Below are 18,511 nucleotides of genomic sequence, written 5' to 3' on the forward strand. Positions count from 1 at the left end.
ATGTACGATACAATCGTCATCGGGGGCGGGATCGTCGGTGCCTCCGTCGCGTACCACCTCGCGCGGGAAGACGTGACGACGCTCCTCATCGACCGCCACGACCGCGGACGGGCGACCGACGCCGGGGCCGGAATCATCTCGCCGGCGACCAGCAGTCGAACCGCGTCGGACCGGTGGTTCGAGTTCGCGCTCGACGCCGAGGCCTACTACCCCGAACTGGTCGAGCGTCTGACCGACGAACAGGACGGCGAGACGGGGTACTCGCGGTGTGACCTCCTCTCGGTCGCGGTGGACGAGGACGAAGTTGGCGACTACGATGCCGCGTCGGAGCGAATCGCCGACCGGCGAGAACGCTACGGACAACCCGAACCGGGGACGACGGCGGAACTGACGGCCGAGGAGGCGCGGTCCCGGTTCCCCGCGCTCGCCGAAACCCGTCGGTGTCGGTCCTACGACGGGGCGGCGCGGGTGGACGCCCGGACGTTCACCGAGGCGCTCCTCCGCGCCGCGGAAGGCCACGGACTGACCGTCCGTGACGGGGACGTGACCGATATTCACCACGAAAACGGTGTGGTCACGGGTGCCGAAACCGCGGACGGCGACCGGCACGACGCGGAGGCGGTGGTCGTCGCGGGCGGTGCGTGGTCGCCCCGCTTCGCCGAGTCGCTCGGCGTCTCGATTCCGGTCGAACCCCAGCGCGGCCAGATCATCCACCTCGATTTGGGCGACACCGACACCACCTCGTGGCCCATCCTCAGCGCGTTCCACGGCCACTACATGGTCCCGTGGCCGGACAACCGCGTGGCGGTCGGGGCGAGCCGAGAGGTTGGATCCGGGTTCGAACCCCACACGACGGCCGAGGGCGTCCACGAAGTGCTCTGCGAAGCGCTCCGCGTCGCTCCGGGCCTCGCCGACGCGGAAATCCGCGAGGTTCGCGTCGGCCTCCGTCCGCGTTCGGCCGACCAACTGCCCGTTCTAGGGCCGGTTCCGACCGTCGACAGCGTCCATCTGGCGACCGGTCACGGCGCGACGGGACTACAACTCGGGCCGTACAGCGGCAAACTGGTCGCCGACGGCGTTCGAGGCGCATCCGTCGATATCGAGGCGTTCAGTGTGACGCGGTTCGAGTGAGTCGAAACGGGTCGTTTCATCGACCCGCCAGACGCCCTAAAACCGGTCGAGCGAGAACAGGTCGATATCGTGGCGACTCTCGCCGTCGATTGCGAGGTCCGCCAGAATCTCGCCGACGACGCTCGACAGTTTGAAGCCGTGACCCGAGAACCCGGCCCCGACGACGACCTGCGGGTGGTCGGGGAGGGTGTCGACGATGAAATGTTCGTCCGGGGAGTTGGTGAACAGGCACGTCTCCAAGCGCATCGTCGGCCCCGCCGCGTCGGGGAAGTAGCGTTCCGTGAAGTTCCGGAGGACGCGCTCGTCGGCAGGCGTCGGTTCGGCTACGTCGTCCGGGTCCACTTCCTCGTGGAAGTGGTTGTATTTTCCCACCTTGTATCCCGGCACGCCGTACTCGGGGAAGCCGTAGAAGTAGCCCTCCGCACACTCCATGGAGAACACGGGGAACGAATCGGGCTGAAATCGTTCGGGGCGGTCCGGCTGAAACCAGCCCAGCACCTGCCGCTCCGGGACCGCCTCCGTCTCCAGGGTCGGGAGCAGGTTCGCGGCCCACGCGCCCGCCGCGACGACCATCGTGTCGGCGGTGTAGCTGTCCGCTTCGGTTTCGACGCAGACGCCGCCGTCGGCGGTGGGTTCCCAGTCGAGGACGCCCTCCCGGGCGTGAATCTCCGCGCCGTGTCGGTGGGCCGCGTTCACGTGGGCGACGACGCACTGTTCGACGTGGAGAAACCCGCCGTCCGGTTCGACGACGGCGTCGAACCCGTCCGGCAGGTCGTAGCCCGGATAGCGCTCGCCGAGTTCCGCGCCCGAACACAGTTCGTGTGCCAACCCGTGTTTCTCGGCCGATTCGCGCGCTCCGCGGACTTTCTCGCTCCCCTCGGGTCCGGCGACGACGCATTCGGTTTTGTGGAGCAGGTCCGTCGGATGGCCCGCGTCCAACTCCTCCCACAGCTCGTAGGCGCGTTCGAGGAGGGGGACGTAGTCCGGGTGTTCGTAGTAGGCCTTCCGGATGATGCGGGTCAGGCCGTGAGACGACCCCATCGAATGCGGTATATCGTAGCGTTCGAGTCCCAAAACGTCCCGTCCGCGCTCGGCGAGGTGGGCCGCCGTCGCGCTCCCCATGCCGCCGACCCCGACGACGATGGTGTCGTACTCCGTCATTCGTTCCAATCGTGACCTCCGGTGGCAATGAACGTGAGGGTCGGGGAGGGAGATTGGGGGCGGTGGCTCCAGTCCGATCGGTCCGTCGTCGTCACAATCGGGTTCACGGAGTCGTTGTCCTAACCCCTCGATACGTCCGAAGAATAGCGCTTCCGTGGACCGATACAGATATATGCACGAGGTGAATATCCGGTGGAAACGGCCGCTCGACGGTCGTGATATCGTGACGGAACAGACCGACTACTTCGACGACAGAATCGCGGACGCGATCCTGCACGGTTCGCCATACGAGCGACTGCGCGTCCGACGGAACAGCCTCTTCGATCAACGCATCCCGACGAAATTAGCGTGGCAGAGCGCCATCCTCCTCGTCCTCTCGCTCGTCGCACCGATTACTCTCGGCTATTCGGGGGCGGTCGCGGCGCTGTTTCCGGGTGCGACGCCGCTCGCGTCCTCGCCGGTCATCCTGATGCCGGGCGTGCTCGCACTCGTCATCGAAACCGGGGCGGCGACGGGACACCTCGCAGTCGCTGCGACGCTCCTCTCTGGTGAATCGGACCTCAGCACGCGACGGATGCGCCAACTGCTGAGCGTCGAGGAGATGGCGTCGTTCTACGGCCTCATCGGCGGGGCGTTGCTCCTCGCGATAACGGTGACCTTCTTCCTCCTCGGCTACGCGGGGGTGGAGACGATTCAGCAGTACACGGCCACGGGAGCGCAGGGGCCGTTCGATGCCTCCGGAACGGGATTGAGCGTACTCGCCGTCTCCGCCGTCTCGTTCGTCGGCAGCGTCATGCTCTTCGCGGGAAGCCGTCTGCTCGACAGCCGAATGCGGTAGTCGCCGGGACAGAACGCTTACTGACGTTCACGGCGTATCGGTAACGGGGGAGTCGAGATGGGGAAGGACTCCGCGGACAAGCTATACGAAATCCTGTTGGACACGTCGCTCGAAGACGACGTGTATCGAGCGCTGGCGGACCGTACCCGCCGGTACGCCGTCTACACGCTGCTGGAGTGGAACCGGGTTTCGATGGACGAACTGGCCGACGTCCTCACCGGGTGGCTCCACGCGGGCGAGTATCGAATGGCGACCCCGACGGACCGCCAGCAGGTCGTCACGGAACTGCGACACGAACACGTCGAGATGCTGCGGAAAGCGGGACTGGCCAGCTACGATTCGAACGAGAACCGCCTCGTACTTCCCGAACTGTCGCGACCGGTGGACCGACTGCTTCGCTGGGCGCGAGCGAACGAATATTCCAACTAACGACCCGATACGACGCTACCGGAGGAGTTCGAATGGACCTTCGAGAAGCCATCGACGACGTACGGCGCAAACGGAAGACGCTCATCGTCTACAGCGACGACGCGACCGACATCGCCGACGAGTTCGAGAGCAAGAACGTCACCGTACAGTACAGGCGACTTCGGGGCGTCGGGCCGGACGAGTTCCTCGTCATCCGCGACGAAGACGGATTCGAGGGTGCGATCGGACTCACGGCGCTCCGGGAGTTTCTCACACCGCCGGTCCTCGTGCCGTGGAGCGACGAGTTCGACCCGTCGTCGTTCCGCGACCTCGTGGCGCTCCTCGACCGAACGCTGTTCACCTCCTTCGACAAACGGCAGATGCTAACGGCGAGTCGCGAGTTCGAGGACCGTGCGTGGCGCGTCGGCGACGGTACGCTCCACGTCGGATTTCAGTCGCTGTCGGCCTTTCGGGACCAGACGGAGGTCTACCGCCACCTCGCGAACGAGACGGACCTCGACATCCACATCTACGGGCGGGCGGACTGGGGTCCGCCGCGGATTCCGAACACGATGTTTCACGCCGAAACGTCGGGGGAAATCGGCGCGGTGTGGTTCATCGTCTACGACGGCGGGGGCGACGACCGGCAGAAATGCGCTTTGGTTGCCGAGGAACAGGGAGAAGGACGGTATTTCGGCTTCTGGACGTACGACGTCTCGACGGTCGATAGCCTCCGAACGCACCTCGAAGAGACGTACGGGTGACCGGACGGGACTCGTTCCGCGGACGAAGGACGAACACCGTTCGGATGGACGACGAGCAAAGCCGGTGTGGCAGTCCATTTAACCATCCGGCCGTGTTTCGGTAGCCAATGAGCTATCGAGATGCGGTCATGGGGGCGAAGTACGCCGGTGGGTCGAACGAGCAAGCGACCGCCCTTCACCAGCAACGGCTCGAAGCCGTCGTCGAGGGTGCAGGGTACTTCGACTTCGACGCGCCGCGGGGAATAGTCGTCCACGTCGTTCCGACCGGCGTCTACGACGACGGGTACGCCATCGACCTCGGGGAACACGGCGTGCTGCCCGAAGCGAACCCGTCGCGGCCGAAACAACTCCCCGTCCTCGGCCGCGACGGCGCTCACGGGTCGTGGACGGGCGACGGGTTCGGGGCGGCGGTCCGCGAGGACGGTCGCTGTACCGGCTACGCACACCTGTTCTCGAACGGCGTCGTGGAAGCCGTCTCGGCGATTCCGTTCGAGAGGGACGCGAAGAGCGCGGCGGACGAATCGCCGATGCTCGACGGTCGAACCCTCGAACTCGGTCTGACGCGGTGTGTCCGCCGATACCTGCGCGTACTCTCCTATCACCAGTGTACGGCCCCGGTTCACGTCACGCTGAGCGCTTTCGGCACGGAGGGCGTCCGGCTGGAAGCGGGGGGAACGGCGGACGACTCGGAAGCGATCGGAGAGTATGAGATTATTAATGAAGACATACTTGCCCCGTTCCCGGTCACGCTCGAAAACTTCGATGTGGACGTTCGGGAGGCGCTCGCCGACCCCATCGACGCGCTCTGGCGGGGTACCGGTCGCCCCGCCTCACCATTCGTTTCCGGCGATGAGTGGACGCTCCGGTCCGAGTTCTCCCGAATCAAGTGAGCGGATGTCGAGCGTCGGGGCGTCGTCCGGACCGACCCGACACGGTCATACTGTCCGACATATCTCGAAACCCGCCCATAATCACAACAAAATGAGTCAATAATTACGCCGGGACGACCGACTTCTTTTCCGCACTCCAGTCCCACATTGACGACACATTCTCCCGGATATCATTGCTGGAATGAACTTCGTAGGCCCGGCTTACCGCTTTCGACCGCTCGTATCAGGCACCCAATAACAATGGTTGGCTCAGTAAAAAAGATTCGACAGTTGCTCACATCCGCGGACTGCGGACGAGCGGCGAACCCACCAACGAATCACAAAACACATGACGAAAAAAAGCACCAACCAAGACTCGATAAAGCGACGACGGCTTCTCCAGGGCCTCGGTGCGACCGGCATCGCGGCGTTCGCCGGTTGCGCCGGTAGTCAGCAGGGCGGAGGCGGCGGCGGTGATGGCGGTGGCGGCGGGAAGTTGAACATGGCGCAGGTCAAAAGCCCGCTCGAATTCGACCCCATCGTTCTCAACGACGTGCCGTCCCAACAGGTATCGAGCCGCGTGTTCGATAGCTTGTACACGTACGACTCGGGTATCAAGGTCGTTCCGAAGATGGCGACGAGCATGCCGACGGTGAAGAACAACGGCAAGACGTACATCGTGGAGATGAAGAAGGGCCTCAAGTTCCAAAACGGGGACCCCGTCACGCCCGAAGACGTGAAATACTCGTTCGAGGCACCCGTCAAGGAGGAAACCGAGAACGCCTCGACGTTTTCGATGATCGGATCGATTTCCCCGATGGGGAAACGCAAGGTCAAGTTCGATTTGAAATACCCGTACGGACCGTTCATCAACTCCCTGACAGCGGGTATCGTCCCGAAGAGCGTCAGGGAGAAGAACAAACAGAAGTTCAACAAGCAGAACCCCATCGGTGCCGGGCCGTTCAAATTTGATGACTGGCAGGAGGGCAATTTCGCCAGGATATCGCGCTGGGACGACTACTGGGGCAAGCCGGAACCGAACCTCTCCGAGGTGAAGTTCGTCCCCGTCGAGGAACCCACGACCCGGTTGACGAGTTTACAAACCAACGAGAACGACGTCATCGAGGAGATCCCACCGAAGCTCTGGAAGCAGGTCCAGAACATGAACGATGCGTCCATCGAGGAGGTCCTCGGAATGGGCTACTTCTATCTCGCGTTCAACTGCAAGAACGGCCCGACGACCGATCCGAAGGTACGCGAGGCCATCGATTACTGCTTCGACATGGACCAAGCCGTGTCGAACTTCGTCGAACCGACGGGCGTTCGCCAGTACAGTCCGTTCCCGAAGCAGATAGCCGACAACTGGGGATTCCCGACGAAGAAGTGGAAGAACATCGCCCACGACAAGAACATCGACAAGGCGAAATCCATGTTGAACAGTTCGGACAAAGTTCCGAACAACTGGAACGCCAACATCATCGTTCCGCCGGACGACAAGCGCCAGCAACTCGGCGTCACCGTGGCGAACGGCCTGAAGGAGGCCGGCTACAACGCCAACGTGCAGCGCCTCGACTGGGGTGCCTTCCTCAACAAGTTCGTTTCGGGGAAGCCGAGCGACTACAACATGTACACGCTGGGATGGTCCGGCACCCCCGACCCCGACGCGTTCACGTACTACTTCTTCACGAAGGAGGCGCACGGGACGAACGACGGCACGTTCTACAACGGCATCAACGAGAAGATCGTGAAGGCGCGGAAGTCCGCGAACCACGCCAAGCGGAAGAAACTGTACACCACCGCAATCACGAAGATGCTGAACGACCGGGCACACCTCCCGGCGTACAACTTGAAGAACAGTTTCGGGGTGAAGAACAAAGTGAAGGGGTTCAAGGCGCATCCGGTGTCGAGTTTCGCCCTCTCGACGGACTACACCAACGTCTCCATGGGGACGCAGTAGCGCGGCACCCCCCTTCGATACGACCGATCGACAATACACATGGGAATCCTCCGCTACACGATACGACGCTTGTTACAGGCCATCCCCGTCCTCATCGGCATCGTCACGATAACGTTTCTGTTGACGAACGCGATTCCGGGCGACCCCGTTCAGATAATGCTCGGGCCGTCGCCGAGCGCACAGATGGTCGATCAAATACGTGCACAGTACGGACTCAACCAACCGCTTCCGGTCCGATACGTGAACTACCTCGCGTCGGTAGCGCAGGGGAACATGGGCCAGAGCATCTACTACGGCGTTCCCGTGACGACCAAAATCATGGAGCGCCTGCCGGTGACGCTCCTGCTCATGCTTTCGAGTTTCACGTTCGCCATCGTCGCGGCCGTTCCGCTCGGCATCATCTCCGCCAAACGACGCAACAAACCGACAGACCACGTGTCCCGGGTCGTCGCCCTCGCGGGCGTCAGCACGCCGTCGTTCTGGATCGGACTGATGCTCATCATCATCTTCGCGTACTACCTGAACTGGCTTCCGGCGACGGGGCTGGTTCTGCCGTGGGCGAGTCCGAGTTCGGTCGAGGGGGCGTCCTCGCGCACCGACGTGCTCTGGCAGACGTTCACGCATCTGTTGTTGCCGACGCTCTCGCTCGGGACGCTTCAGATGGCCGCCATCACGCGGATCGAACGGTCATCGATGTTGGAGGTCCTCCAACAGGAGTACGTGAAGTTGGCGCGCGCCTACGGCGTCGCGGAGCGCACCATCGTCAGAAAACACGCGTTTCGGAACGCACAACTGCCCGTCATCACGGTCGTCGGACTCCAACTCACGTCGGCGCTCGGCGGTGCCGTGCTGACCGAAACCGTGTTCAACATCAACGGGATGGGGCGACTCATCATCACGGCGATCAACAATCAGGATTATCCGCTGGTCATGGGGACGACGATATTCTTCGGCTTGACGTTCATCCTGGGCGTCGTCATCACCGATCTTTCGTACGCATACATCGACCCGCGAGTGACCTACGACGAGGTGGACTAAGATGGGAACAGGAGAAGCGAGTTCGACGGACGTTCGTAACGCGAGCAGGAATGAACAGGCCGACGAGGGCGGGAAAGTCGAGGCCCGCGTCGGTTGGCGATACACCCTCAGCCAGATACGCAAGGACACGACGGCGAGAATCGGGTTCTACACCATCGCCTTCATCCTCGCCCTTGCCGTGTTCGCGTGGATAGACGCGAAAATCTTCGATTACGCCATCGTCAGCAGTTTCTGGCACAACCCGGTGAACGACCCCGCGAACGCCAAAATCCTGCGTCCCCCGGCGTGGACGAGCAACACGTTCGGGCCGGGGCTGTGGAAGTACCCGCTCGGAACCGACCACCGCGGTCGCGACATCCTCGTCAGGCTCGTCTACGGCTCCCGAATCGCCATGCAAGTCGGCATCGTCTCGACCGGATTCGGACTGATCTGCGGGACGCTCGTCGGTGCCGTCGCGGGCTATCACGGCGGGTGGATAGACGACGTGCTGATGCGGTTCGCCGAGACGCTGTACGCGATTCCGTTCCTCGTGTTGGTCATCGCGTTCATGGCCGCGTTCGGCCGCGACCTGACGTTCGCAATGATCGGCGTGGGCATCACGACGATTCCGGTGTTCGCCCGCCTGATCCGGTCGCGGGTGGTCAGCGTCCGCGAGGAGGAGTACGTCGAGGCAGCCAAAGCGGCGGGCGTCCGTGACCGCAACATCATCCTCCGGCACGTGATTCCCAACAGTTTCGCGCCGGTCCTCGTGCAGGCGACGTTGCAGGTCGGCATCAGCATCCTCATCGTCGCTGGCCTCTCGTTCCTCGGATTCGGCGCACAACCCCCCACCCCGTCGTGGGGACAGATGCTGAACCAGTCGCGTGGCTACATGCTTCCCGACCCGTGGTTCAGCCTCTGGCCGGGACTCGCCATCCTCGTCACCGTGATGGGGTTCAACCTGCTCGGCGACGGCCTGCGCGACGCGCTCGACCCGCGAATCAAGAACTAACGAGACCACACCATGACTGATACACTGTTACACATCGACGACCTGAAAACCCAGTTCTTCACCGAGGAGGGCGTCGTCCGCGCGGTGGACGGCATCTCCTTCGACGTGAAGGAAGGCGAAATCGTCGGCCTCGTGGGAGAATCCGGGGCCGGAAAGAGCGTCGCCGCACAGAGCATCCTGCGTCTCATCGACCCGCCCGGCGAAATCGTGGGCGGCGAGGTTCGGTTCCGGGACGAGGTGCTGTTCGGACTCGAAGAGGGACCGAACGGCGAACTCCGGGAACGCGACGAGATGCTGTCGAACGAGGAGATGCGCCGCCGAATTCGCGGCCGCGAAATCGCCATCATCTTCCAAGACCCGATGGAGAGCCTGAATCCCGTGTTCACCGTTGGAAATCAACTTCGCGAGTTCATCAAGATCAACCGCGGGCTCTCGAAATCGGAGGCCAAGGAGGAGGCGATAGGGATGCTCCGCGAGGTCGGCATCCCGGAACCGGTGGAGCGTTACGACAACTATCCCCACCAGTTCTCGGGCGGGATGCGCCAGCGCGTCCTCATCGCCATGGCGCTCGCCTGCGAACCGAGCCTCATCATCGCGGACGAACCGACGACGGCGCTCGACGTGACCGTCGAGGGGCAAATCCTCTCGCTCGTGGACGAACTACAGGACAAGTACGACACGAGTTTCATCTGGGTCACACACGACATGGGCGTGGTCGCCGAACTCTGTGACCGCGTGAACGTGATGTACCTCGGCGAAATCGTCGAACAGGCGACCGCGGACGACCTGTTCTACGACACGAAACACCCCTACACCGAAGCGCTCTTGGACTCCATGCCGCGACCCGACCAGACCGTCGAGGAGTTGAATCCGATTCGGGGCGTCATGCCCGAGGCCATCGACCCGCCGCGTGGCTGTCGGTTCCACACGCGCTGTCCCGACGCCCGCGAAGTCTGTACGGAGGTCCACCCCGATTGCAGGGAGGTGGCGGACTCGGGCGAAGCATCGCACAGGGCGGCGTGCGTGAAACACGACGCCTTCGACGTTGGCTACGAGTTCAGCGACCCAATCGAGATACGGGCCGAGACCGGTATCACGGGCGACGTCGTCACCGACCCACAGGAGGGTGACTGACCGTGAGTGATTCGATGGCGGCGGGGACGGTGGCCGACGAGGATACGGAGATGGGCGAACCGCTCCTCGAAGTGAACGGCCTGACGAAGCACTTCAACGACAGCGGCGGCGTCCTGTCTGGAATGTTCGGGGAGAGCAAGCCGGTTCGTGCCGTCGAGGACGTCTCCTTTACCATTCGAAAGGGCGAAACGCTCGGCTTGGTCGGCGAGTCCGGGTGTGGCAAATCGACGCTCGCGCGGGCCATCCTCCGGCTGGTCGAACCGACCGGCGGGACGGTGTACTTCAAGGGCGAGAACCTGACCGAGTTGAGCGGCGAAAAGCTTCGGGCCCAGCGCAAGGACGCACAGATGATATTTCAGGACCCGCAGTCCTCGCTCGACCCGCGGATGAAGATCGGTCCCATCGTCGAGGAGCCGATGAAAGCACACGGGATGTACGACGCGGACGGGCGGGAAGAGCGAGCGCGCGAACTGCTCGGAAAGGTCGGCCTCGACCCGCAACACTACAACCGACATCCGCACGCCTTCTCCGGCGGCCAGCGCCAGCGGGTGAACCTCGCCCGCGCGCTGAGCGTGAACCCCGACTTCATCGTCTGTGACGAACCCGTCACCGCGCTCGACGTGTCGATTCAGGCGCAGGTGCTCAACACCATGCGGTCGCTTCAGGACGAGTTCGGCCTGACCTACCTGTTCATCGCCCACGACCTGAGCGTCATCCGCCACATCTCCGACCGCGTGGCGGTGATGTATCTCGGGCAACTGGTCGAACTCGCCGAAAAGGAGGAACTGTACGAGAATCCACAACACCCCTACACGCAGGCGTTGCTGGAGTCCATTCCGGTTCCCGACCCCCGATTGGAGGGGACTCGCGGCGTCCTCGAAGGCGACGTTCCGAGTCCCATCGAACCGCCGAGCGGGTGTCGGTTCCGAACCCGCTGTCCGAAACTCATCGCGCCGAAGGAGTACGACTTCTCCCGCGAGGAGTGGGAGAACACGCGGGCGTTCCTTCGGGAAGTTCAGCGCCGGTCGTTCGAACCGACGACGACGGACGACGTCGTAAACCGGTTCTTCGACGGTACCGAACCGCACGGGGAGGCGGGGAACGTCGTGAATGACGCCGCCGAACGAATCGTAGACGGCGACTGGGACGGCGCGACCGAACTGCTGAACGAGTCGTTCGCCGAGAAGAGCATCTGTGCGAGACAGGTACCCGACTACGAGGTTCCGACCGAACACGGAACCGCGCCGCACGACGCCGCCTGTCACCGCCACCGGGACGACGTTATCGACGGAACTCAACAGTAAGAGACGTTCAGCGGATCGAGACGGTCGTCTCGTCCCGCGGCCGTTCGTCCTCCGTGGCGAGATACGCGGCGACGGTGTACTCGCCGGGGTCGGCGGGACGTCGGGACCGTTCGTCGCTTCGCTCGAATCGCCCGTCCCACCGGACGGTCGTCCGCTTTTTCTCCCGCGCCCGGAAGTAGAACGCGTTCGGGCGGTTTCGGACGTAGTAGGCTTCGTCGCTCGCTTCGAGTTCGCCGTCCACTTCCCATCCCCAGAGGCGCTGTCGCGGCGTTTCGACGACGACGGGGAACGGGCTTCGGTTGGCGAACGTCACGGTGATGGGGATTTCGTCGCCGACGGTGTACCCTCCGTCGGGGACCGAGACGGAAACCGCGATGCTCCGTCGGGCGACCGACTGGGGGACGAGCGCCCTGAGCGCGCGTCCGAGGTAGTTGGCGCTCTCGTCGAAGCCGAACTGGTCGTCCGAATCGGATCGTGACATGGCTGTTGGTTATCACAATCCTTCCACCGTCGTGTCTTTTGTGGCTTGGTTTCAGCGGTCGAAAGCGCGGACGAAGCCGAAATTTGACGGCAACCCAGCGTTTATCCGCTTCGTCCTCATTTTCGGGATATGATCGATACGGGCGTTTTAGCGGCGTTCGTCCCGGCCGCGCTCGCGCTGAACGTCGCGCCGGGTCCCGACAGCATCTACACGCTGAAGCGGAGCATCAGCGACGGCCAAACCGCCGGGGTGATGGCCGCCGCCGGAACCTCGACGGGATGTCTCGTTCACACCACCGCCACCGTCCTCGGCCTCTCCGCCCTCCTCAAGGCGTCGGCGCTCGCGTTCACGGTCGTCAAGTTCGCCGGTGCGGCCTACCTCGTCTACCTCGGCGTGACGACGCTTCGGAACCGCGAGGAGTTCGAAATCGTTCCAGACGAGGAAGACCAGTCCCACGCCGAATCGTTCCGCCGGGCGTTCACCATCAACGTCCTGAACCCGAAGGTGGCCGTGTTCTTCCTCGCGTTCCTTCCCCAGTTCGTGGATTCGGGCGGGAGTTTCGGCTTCCAGGTTTTCACGCTCGGGGTCCTGTTCGGCTGTCTCGGCTTCTGCTATCAGGCGACGCTGGCCGTGTTCTCCAGTCGAGCGCGGCGAGTGATAACCGAGCGAAAGGCCGTTCGAGACTTCCTCCGTTACGCCAGCGCGAGCGTGCTGGTCGGGTTCGGCGTCAAACTCCTGCTGGAAAAGCGGGTCGCGCACTGACGGGGGAGTCCCCCAATCGTCCGCGCCGATGTAGACACCGTTTTCCGAGCGTGTCACCAATTCGGACCGATGACGCAGGTGATGGATGGCGTCCGTAGCGTGCGCGGCGAGCGCGTCCGTCTCGCCGCAGTGATTTGGGCGGTGTTGCTCGCACAGGTGCTCCTCTATCCCGGCGTTCCGGACCTCGTCGTCCACCTCGGGGCGGGCGAACAACTCGACGGCGGGACGTGGTTTCTCGTCGCCGAGTTCGCCGCGTTCGTGGCGTGTGCCGGGATTTGGGGTCACCTGAGCGACCGACTCGGAACGCGTGTACCGCTCGTCGTCTTCGGTGCGGTCGGAGCGTCCGCCGGGTACGCGGCGCTCGCGTTGGCACCGACGCTCGGCGTCCCGTTCGGCGGCGTGTTGGCCCTCCGCGTCCTCCAGGGTGCGGCGACCATCGCGGCCTTCTCGCTCTCCATGACGATGTTGATGGACCTCCGGGGCGGCCACGGGCGCAACATGGGCGCGGCCGGTATCGCCATCGGCCTCGGAACCGCGATGGGCGCGCCGATAGGCGGGCAACTGGCCGAGGTTCACCCGACGACGCCGCTCGCCGTCGCGAGCGTTCTCATGGTCGGAACGGCGGTGTTCGCGCGGTCGATACCCGACCGCGTGCCGTCTACGTCGCGAGAAAGCGTTTCTGCCGCACTGAAGCGCCTCCGCTCCCGCCCCGAACTGTCGATTCCGTACGCGTTCGGGTTCATCGACCGACTCACCGCAGGCTTTTTCGCGCTCGTCGGGACGCTCTACTTCCAGTCCGAGTTCGGCCTCGACCCGGGTGCAACGGGAATCATGCTTATGCTCTTTTTCGCCCCGTTCGCCCTGTTGCAGTACCCGATGGGGAAACTCTCCGACCGCATCGGCCGGTTCGTCCCCATCGTCGTCGGTTCCATCTGTTACGGCGTCACCATCGTCGCCGTGGGGCTCGCACCGTCGGTACCCCTCGCGGCCGTCGCCATGGTCGCGGTGGGCGTCGGCGGCGCGTTCGTCTCGCCCGCGACGATGGCGCTCGTGACCGACATCGCGGGAGAGGGCGACCGAGGGGTCGCCATGGCCGGGTTCAACGCCGCCGGAAGTCTCGGGTTCCTGACCGGGTTCCTCGTCGGCGGGGGCCTCGCCGACCGACTCGGATTCACGACGGCGTTCGCCGTCACCGGACTGCTCGAAATCGCCATTGCGCTGCTCGCTTTCCGCGCCGTGTACCGCCTCGGCGACCGAATCCGGCGGGATGCGACACGGGCAGAGGGATGAGTTCGAGGCACCCAAACGATTATTACCATCGCCGTTTTTAGGCTAGCCTAAAGAGCCATCTCGTCCGCGAGACGAAGGGGTTCGGTGAGAGACCATGTTCCGAGGAAACAGGACGAAACGAGCGCATGTGTGGGTGGGTCTGTACGCCGGTCTGGTCGGAACCCCCGACGACCGAACGGAAATCGAAGACGAACGACCCGTAGAGGGACGCGAACACGCCGAGGACTGGCGCGACCGTCCCGGGGACGAATGAGTGGACGATAACCGAGTCGGAAAAGAAGTGCGGTCGTTTTTCGGAACCGTCGTTAGTCCCAGCGGTGGCGGCCGTAGTCGTCGTGCCTGCGACCATGATCGCGGTCGTCGCGGCCGTCGTGATGGTGGCCTCCGTGACCGCCGTGGTGATCGTGACCCCGTCCGTCGCCGAACGTCACTTCCGCGATGCGCGTGTGGTACGGGTCACGCTCCTCGGCGGCGGGGTCGATGTCGATGTCCGGCGAATACTGGCTCACCGTCCAGAACGTCCCGGTGTGCGGATCCACCGAGATTCCGTTGTAGTCGCCCCATCGCATGACCTCCTCGCCTTCGCCGTAGTCGTAGTGCGATTTCCCTTCCTCGACGACGACGGAATCCTCCAGTTTGTTCCGTTCGTACCCCTCCGTTCGGCCCGCGACCGCCATGCTCGGGAAGGTGTCGGGACCGCTCACGTTGTGCGTGATGACGGTCGTGTCGTCGTCCGACTGGATGGTCGGAATGAAGTACGACGTGCCCGGTTCGCCGTACACGCCGCTCTGGACGACCTGCCGCGTCCGCGTGTCCACTTCGTACCACTTGATTGCGGCGACCGTCTCGCCGTCGCCGTTCCAGTCATAGGCGATGGTGTGGGCCGTCCACAGCGACCCGTCGTTATAATCGAGGTTCATCTGTCGCGTGCCGAGCGTGTCGATTCGCTTTTCGGAATCCGGTTGCTCGGCGGTCGGCGGGTACGAGAACTCCTCGACGGGAACGGTGTGACATTCGAGCGTCGGGTCGTCGAGCGGGTCGGTCAACTCCCACATCGTGAGCGCGCTCGCCGTCGGTTCCGGGAAGGTGGAATCCAGCAGGTAGAACGTACCGTGCCTGCCGCCGGAGAACGGTTGAAGCGCCGGTTGCAGGGTGAAGTCGTCCTGTTCGACGTTCGGGTTGTCCAAGTCGGTGAAGTGATTGCCGGTGGTGGTCCGACCGCGGTAGATGGCCTCCTTGTCGAGCGCCACCATCGTCACCGACACCGCGTCGCCGAAGAAGTTCTGTGCGAGGTAGATGGCGTCCCTGTCCAACCCGAGCGTCGGGTAATCCACGAGTCCCTCGTTGTCGAGCGGCGGAATCCGGTAGACGTTCCACTTCCCCTTCGGATTCGGCGTCTCGGAGACGGCGACGACCCACCATCCTCGCGGCGGCCGTTCGAGCGCTTCCTCCTCGGATTCTGCGCCATTCTCGCCCTCTTCACTGTCCTCTCCATCTTCGCCCTCTCCCGGTTCGCCGCCCGCGCGCTCTTCCATCTCCTCGCGGGTGACGAGTTCGCCGTCCTCGGTGATGCCGGGTTCGTACTGGACCGCGGCAACGACATACCGGTTTTCCCGTCGGTCGTACCGCGCCCGCGGGTCGAAGACGAACGGTTCGCCGTACGCGTACCCGCCCTCGGGTTCGTCGATGACCGGCGCGAAGATGTCGTTCAACTGGACCGAGAGCTCCTCGTGTCCGGACCGTTTGTCGAACACCGCGACCTGCGTGTTGACCGCGTGAATCACCTTGCCGTACCCCGCCGCGATCTGCGAGTCGGAGGGGACGCCGCCGCTCGTCTGCTCGGCGTTCACGCCGTCGTACTCGGTGAGAATCGACAGTTCATCGTCGTCGTCCCACCAGCCGTGTTTCTGGTCGTGTCGATGCCGTCCGTGCTGTCCGTGCGCCCGCGACGCTTCGATTTCCCGCTCGCTCGCCGGTTCCCCGGCCGCCGTCGATTGCCCCTTCATCTCCGTTCGCCCGGAACGGGACGCGATTCGCCCGAAGTTCACGGTTCCGCCGGAGTAGGTTCGCTCGAACGGTCCCTCCGCACAGTCCCCTTCTTCCGTCGTCTCCGCGGCGGAGCCTCCTCCCGACATCGCCACGCTTCCGATGCCGAGGCCCGCCAGTTGAATCGCCCGCCGTCGATTCAGTCGAAATCCGCCCTCTGTGGTGTTTGCTTCCGATTCTCGACCGCTGTTTTTGCCATCCATCGCGCATAATAAATTCTGTAGGAGAATTTTATATTTATTTATGTATTTTATATAAAAGAAGTTCGATACGGTACTGTATCTTAGGGAATGAAAGCGGTGAAATGGCCGAGTTGATTTCTGGGAATCGGAAATGAAACCGACGTACCGCTGGTGTTTTCGAAACGGTTTTAGTACACTTCCTTTCGACACCGGTTTCGGTGATTCGTTCGCCGTCGGGTGGATATCCGTCCACGCGTTCTGACCGCCCGTGAGCCGTCGAACCGCGTATTTGTCGTCCATCGGAGCAAAATCTATACATGTTTGTGGATATAAAATCTCATTTTCATACAAGATTACGCATAAACTTGCAGTTAATTCGGAGAGTTAATGAGGCTGAATTCGAGAGCTCAGGTATGGCTCAAAAGCGGAACGAGATGATTCGACGACGATTTCTCAAAGCGACCGGGACCACGCTCGGTGCCGGTTTGATGGGAACGGCGACCGGGAGTACGGATTCGGCTTCGGAAACGACGGACGACCCGGTCGACGTCAAGGTCTTCGTCATCGCGGCCTTCGAAGTCGCGAACCTGAAGAAGCGGGAAGGGGCGTCCGACGCACCCGGAGAGTTTCAGTTGTGGTATCGGAACTACGACCTCACCGATACCGTGGACGTTCCGGGAGCGTTCGCGCCGGTGTATCACAACGACGACGGCGTCGCCGGAACCGTCGTCGGAATCGGGAAGACGAACGCCGCTACCTCGTTGTCGTCGATACTCCGCTCGCCGAAGTTCGACTTCGAGAACACCTACTTCGTCACCGCGGGTATCGCCGGTTCGCCGCCGGACGTCGGAACGCTCGGGTCGGTGTTCGTGAGCGATGCGGTCGCCGATTGGGACCTGGTTCATCGGTGGTCGCGTGCCGACGGCGACGCCGACCCGTACGCCATGATGTTCCGCCCGAACCGGCCAGACCACGTCTACGAGTTGAACGGGAACCTCGTGAAGACCGCTCGGCGTCTCGGAGAACGCGCGACGCTGACGGATTCGGAACGGGCGAAGGAGTATCGGAAACTGTACCCACAGGAAACCGCCCAGTCCGAACCGTTCATCGGCGTCGGTACGACGATGTGTGGCGACACGTACTGGCACGGGTCCACGCTCTCCGACCAAGCGGGCTACATCGCGGAGGAGTACGGCGTGAGCACCTACGCGACGACGGAAATGGAGGATTTCGCTACTGCTCGCGTTCTCGATCGTTTCGGTCACTTGGACCGATACGTCAGCATTCGGAGCGTGTCGAACTTCGACCAACCGCACCCCTGTCAGTCGGTGCGGGAGAGCCTCGCCGCGGATTCCGGTGGTTTCCTTCCCAGCGTGACGAACGTGTATCGCGTCGGGTCGAGGCTGGTGGACGAAATCACCGAAAACTGGGACCGGTGGGAAACACGACGATACTGAACCCGGAACTCGAACTCACGACACAGCGACGAGGCCGATGCCGAGGGCGATGGAGACGACTGCGACGAGCGGAATCGCCATGGCGAAAAAACTAAGCGGGGAAGAACGTCGATCGTCGCGTCGGTGGAAAACTCCGCGAATCTCACTCCTTGGGTGCGTGGACGGTCAGCACCGGCACGTCGGCCAACCGCACGACGCGCTCGGTGACGCTGCCGAGCAGGTAGCGGTCGAGGCCGCGCCGCCCGTGCGTTCCCATGACGATGCAGTCCATGTCGTTCTCGTCGGCGTAGTCGAGAATCACGCGGTATGGATGCCCGCCAGTCACCACGTCGTCGGTGACGGCGACGTTTTCCTCCTCCGCCAGCTCTCGGACCCTCTCGACCGCCGCTTTCCCGCGCGTTTCGAGGTCGTTCAGGACGTTTCCCTCGTAGGCGTCGGGCCACATCGCGCCGATGTCGATGACGTAGAGCGCGTGAATCGTCGCGTCGAACTGGGCCGCCAGTTCGACGGCGTTCCGCGCCGCTTCCGTGGCCGATGCGCTGCCGTCCGTGGGAACGAGGATATCGTCGTACATCGGTGGGCAATACGGTGGGAAACGAGATAGTACCGCGGTTCGATAACCGCCTTCTGATAACCAACAACCATGCTTCGAAACCGCCGTTCACCACATCGCACGAAGCGTCGAGCGTTCGTCGGAT

Annotated in this window: 18 protein-coding genes; 14 read left to right on the forward strand and 4 right to left on the reverse strand. The window is 63.2% G+C overall.

Features of this window, described 5'->3' with window-relative positions; translation table 11 throughout:
• On the forward strand, positions 1–1,131 hold the full coding sequence (locus ACGYLY_RS08955; protein WP_395281999.1) for an NAD(P)/FAD-dependent oxidoreductase: 1,131 nt from the start codon (positions 1–3) through the stop codon (positions 1,129–1,131).
• A gap of 36 nt (positions 1,132–1,167) precedes the next feature.
• On the opposite strand, the gene solA is transcribed toward ACGYLY_RS08955, so the two are convergent.
• Positions 1,168–2,292 carry an N-methyl-L-tryptophan oxidase gene (solA, locus tag ACGYLY_RS08960; protein ID WP_395281997.1) on the reverse strand — a complete coding sequence of 375 codons (1,125 nt, stop codon included), beginning with the start codon at positions 2,290–2,292 and terminating at the stop codon, positions 1,168–1,170.
• A 172-nt stretch (positions 2,293–2,464) separates the two neighbouring features.
• Between solA and ACGYLY_RS08965 the strand changes: the two genes are divergently transcribed.
• The 9 genes from ACGYLY_RS08965 (at position 2,465) to ACGYLY_RS09005 (ending at position 11,595) form a co-directional block, all read left to right on the forward strand.
• A complete protein-coding gene (locus ACGYLY_RS08965) occupies positions 2,465–3,130 on the forward strand; it encodes a hypothetical protein (RefSeq protein WP_231184116.1) in 666 nt (221 codons plus the stop codon).
• 57 nt (positions 3,131–3,187) lie between these two features.
• Positions 3,188–3,559, forward strand: coding sequence for a hypothetical protein (locus ACGYLY_RS08970; RefSeq protein ID WP_395281996.1), 372 nt, complete (start codon positions 3,188–3,190; stop codon positions 3,557–3,559).
• Between the two features lie 32 nt (positions 3,560–3,591).
• The gene (locus ACGYLY_RS08975) at positions 3,592–4,302 is read left to right on the forward strand and encodes a DICT sensory domain-containing protein (protein ID WP_395281995.1); all 711 of its coding nucleotides are present in this window, start codon (positions 3,592–3,594) and stop codon (positions 4,300–4,302) included.
• A 107-nt stretch (positions 4,303–4,409) separates the two neighbouring features.
• Positions 4,410–5,192, forward strand: coding sequence for a hypothetical protein (locus ACGYLY_RS08980; protein WP_395281994.1), 783 nt, complete (start codon positions 4,410–4,412; stop codon positions 5,190–5,192).
• A 328-nt stretch (positions 5,193–5,520) separates the two neighbouring features.
• Entirely contained in the window at positions 5,521–7,128 is a 1,608-nt protein-coding gene (locus ACGYLY_RS08985; RefSeq protein ID WP_395281993.1) for an ABC transporter substrate-binding protein, read from the forward strand.
• 39 nt (positions 7,129–7,167) lie between these two features.
• Positions 7,168–8,166 (forward strand): ABC transporter permease, encoded by a 999-nt coding sequence (locus ACGYLY_RS08990; protein ID WP_231184122.1) that lies wholly within the window; start codon positions 7,168–7,170, stop codon positions 8,164–8,166.
• A 1-nt stretch (position 8,167) separates the two neighbouring features.
• Positions 8,168–9,157 carry an ABC transporter permease gene (locus ACGYLY_RS08995; RefSeq protein ID WP_395281992.1) on the forward strand — a complete coding sequence of 330 codons (990 nt, stop codon included), beginning with the start codon at positions 8,168–8,170 and terminating at the stop codon, positions 9,155–9,157.
• A 12-nt stretch (positions 9,158–9,169) separates the two neighbouring features.
• Complete coding sequence (locus ACGYLY_RS09000) at positions 9,170–10,291, forward strand: ABC transporter ATP-binding protein (RefSeq protein ID WP_395281991.1); 1,122 nt, start codon at positions 9,170–9,172, stop codon at positions 10,289–10,291.
• A 14-nt stretch (positions 10,292–10,305) separates the two neighbouring features.
• Positions 10,306–11,595, forward strand: coding sequence for an ABC transporter ATP-binding protein (locus ACGYLY_RS09005; protein ID WP_395284129.1), 1,290 nt, complete (start codon positions 10,306–10,308; stop codon positions 11,593–11,595).
• A gap of 7 nt (positions 11,596–11,602) precedes the next feature.
• Here ACGYLY_RS09005 and ACGYLY_RS09010 read toward each other — a convergent pair whose 3' ends face one another.
• The gene (locus tag ACGYLY_RS09010) at positions 11,603–12,076 is read right to left on the reverse strand and encodes a hypothetical protein (RefSeq protein WP_395281990.1); all 474 of its coding nucleotides are present in this window, start codon (positions 12,074–12,076) and stop codon (positions 11,603–11,605) included.
• 129 nt (positions 12,077–12,205) lie between these two features.
• Here ACGYLY_RS09010 and ACGYLY_RS09015 point away from each other — a divergent pair, with 129 nt between their 5' ends.
• From ACGYLY_RS09015 to ACGYLY_RS09025, 3 genes are all read left to right on the forward strand, one after another.
• Complete coding sequence (locus ACGYLY_RS09015; RefSeq protein WP_395281989.1) at positions 12,206–12,838, forward strand: LysE family translocator; 633 nt, start codon at positions 12,206–12,208, stop codon at positions 12,836–12,838.
• A gap of 69 nt (positions 12,839–12,907) precedes the next feature.
• The gene (locus tag ACGYLY_RS09020) at positions 12,908–14,128 is read left to right on the forward strand and encodes an MFS transporter (protein ID WP_395281988.1); all 1,221 of its coding nucleotides are present in this window, start codon (positions 12,908–12,910) and stop codon (positions 14,126–14,128) included.
• Positions 14,129–14,222: 94 nt separating this feature from the next.
• Positions 14,223–14,381 carry a hypothetical protein gene (locus tag ACGYLY_RS09025; protein WP_395281987.1) on the forward strand — a complete coding sequence of 53 codons (159 nt, stop codon included), beginning with the start codon at positions 14,223–14,225 and terminating at the stop codon, positions 14,379–14,381.
• A gap of 52 nt (positions 14,382–14,433) precedes the next feature.
• Here the strand turns inward: ACGYLY_RS09025 and ACGYLY_RS09030 are convergent, their stop codons facing one another.
• Positions 14,434–16,377: a hypothetical protein gene (locus ACGYLY_RS09030; protein ID WP_395281986.1), complete on the reverse strand. Its 1,944-nt coding sequence runs from the start codon at positions 16,375–16,377 to the stop codon at positions 14,434–14,436.
• 392 nt (positions 16,378–16,769) lie between these two features.
• Between ACGYLY_RS09030 and ACGYLY_RS09035 the strand changes: the two genes are divergently transcribed.
• The gene (locus ACGYLY_RS09035) at positions 16,770–17,813 is read left to right on the forward strand and encodes a phosphorylase (RefSeq protein WP_395281984.1); all 1,044 of its coding nucleotides are present in this window, start codon (positions 16,770–16,772) and stop codon (positions 17,811–17,813) included.
• A 142-nt stretch (positions 17,814–17,955) separates the two neighbouring features.
• On the opposite strand, the gene ACGYLY_RS09040 is transcribed toward ACGYLY_RS09035, so the two are convergent.
• Complete coding sequence (locus ACGYLY_RS09040) at positions 17,956–18,387, reverse strand: universal stress protein (RefSeq protein WP_395281983.1); 432 nt, start codon at positions 18,385–18,387, stop codon at positions 17,956–17,958.
• Positions 18,388–18,511 lie beyond the last annotated feature (124 nt).

Source organism: Haladaptatus sp. CMAA 1909, assembly GCF_043952005.1.
GTDB lineage: Archaea > Halobacteriota > Halobacteria > Halobacteriales > Haladaptataceae > Haladaptatus.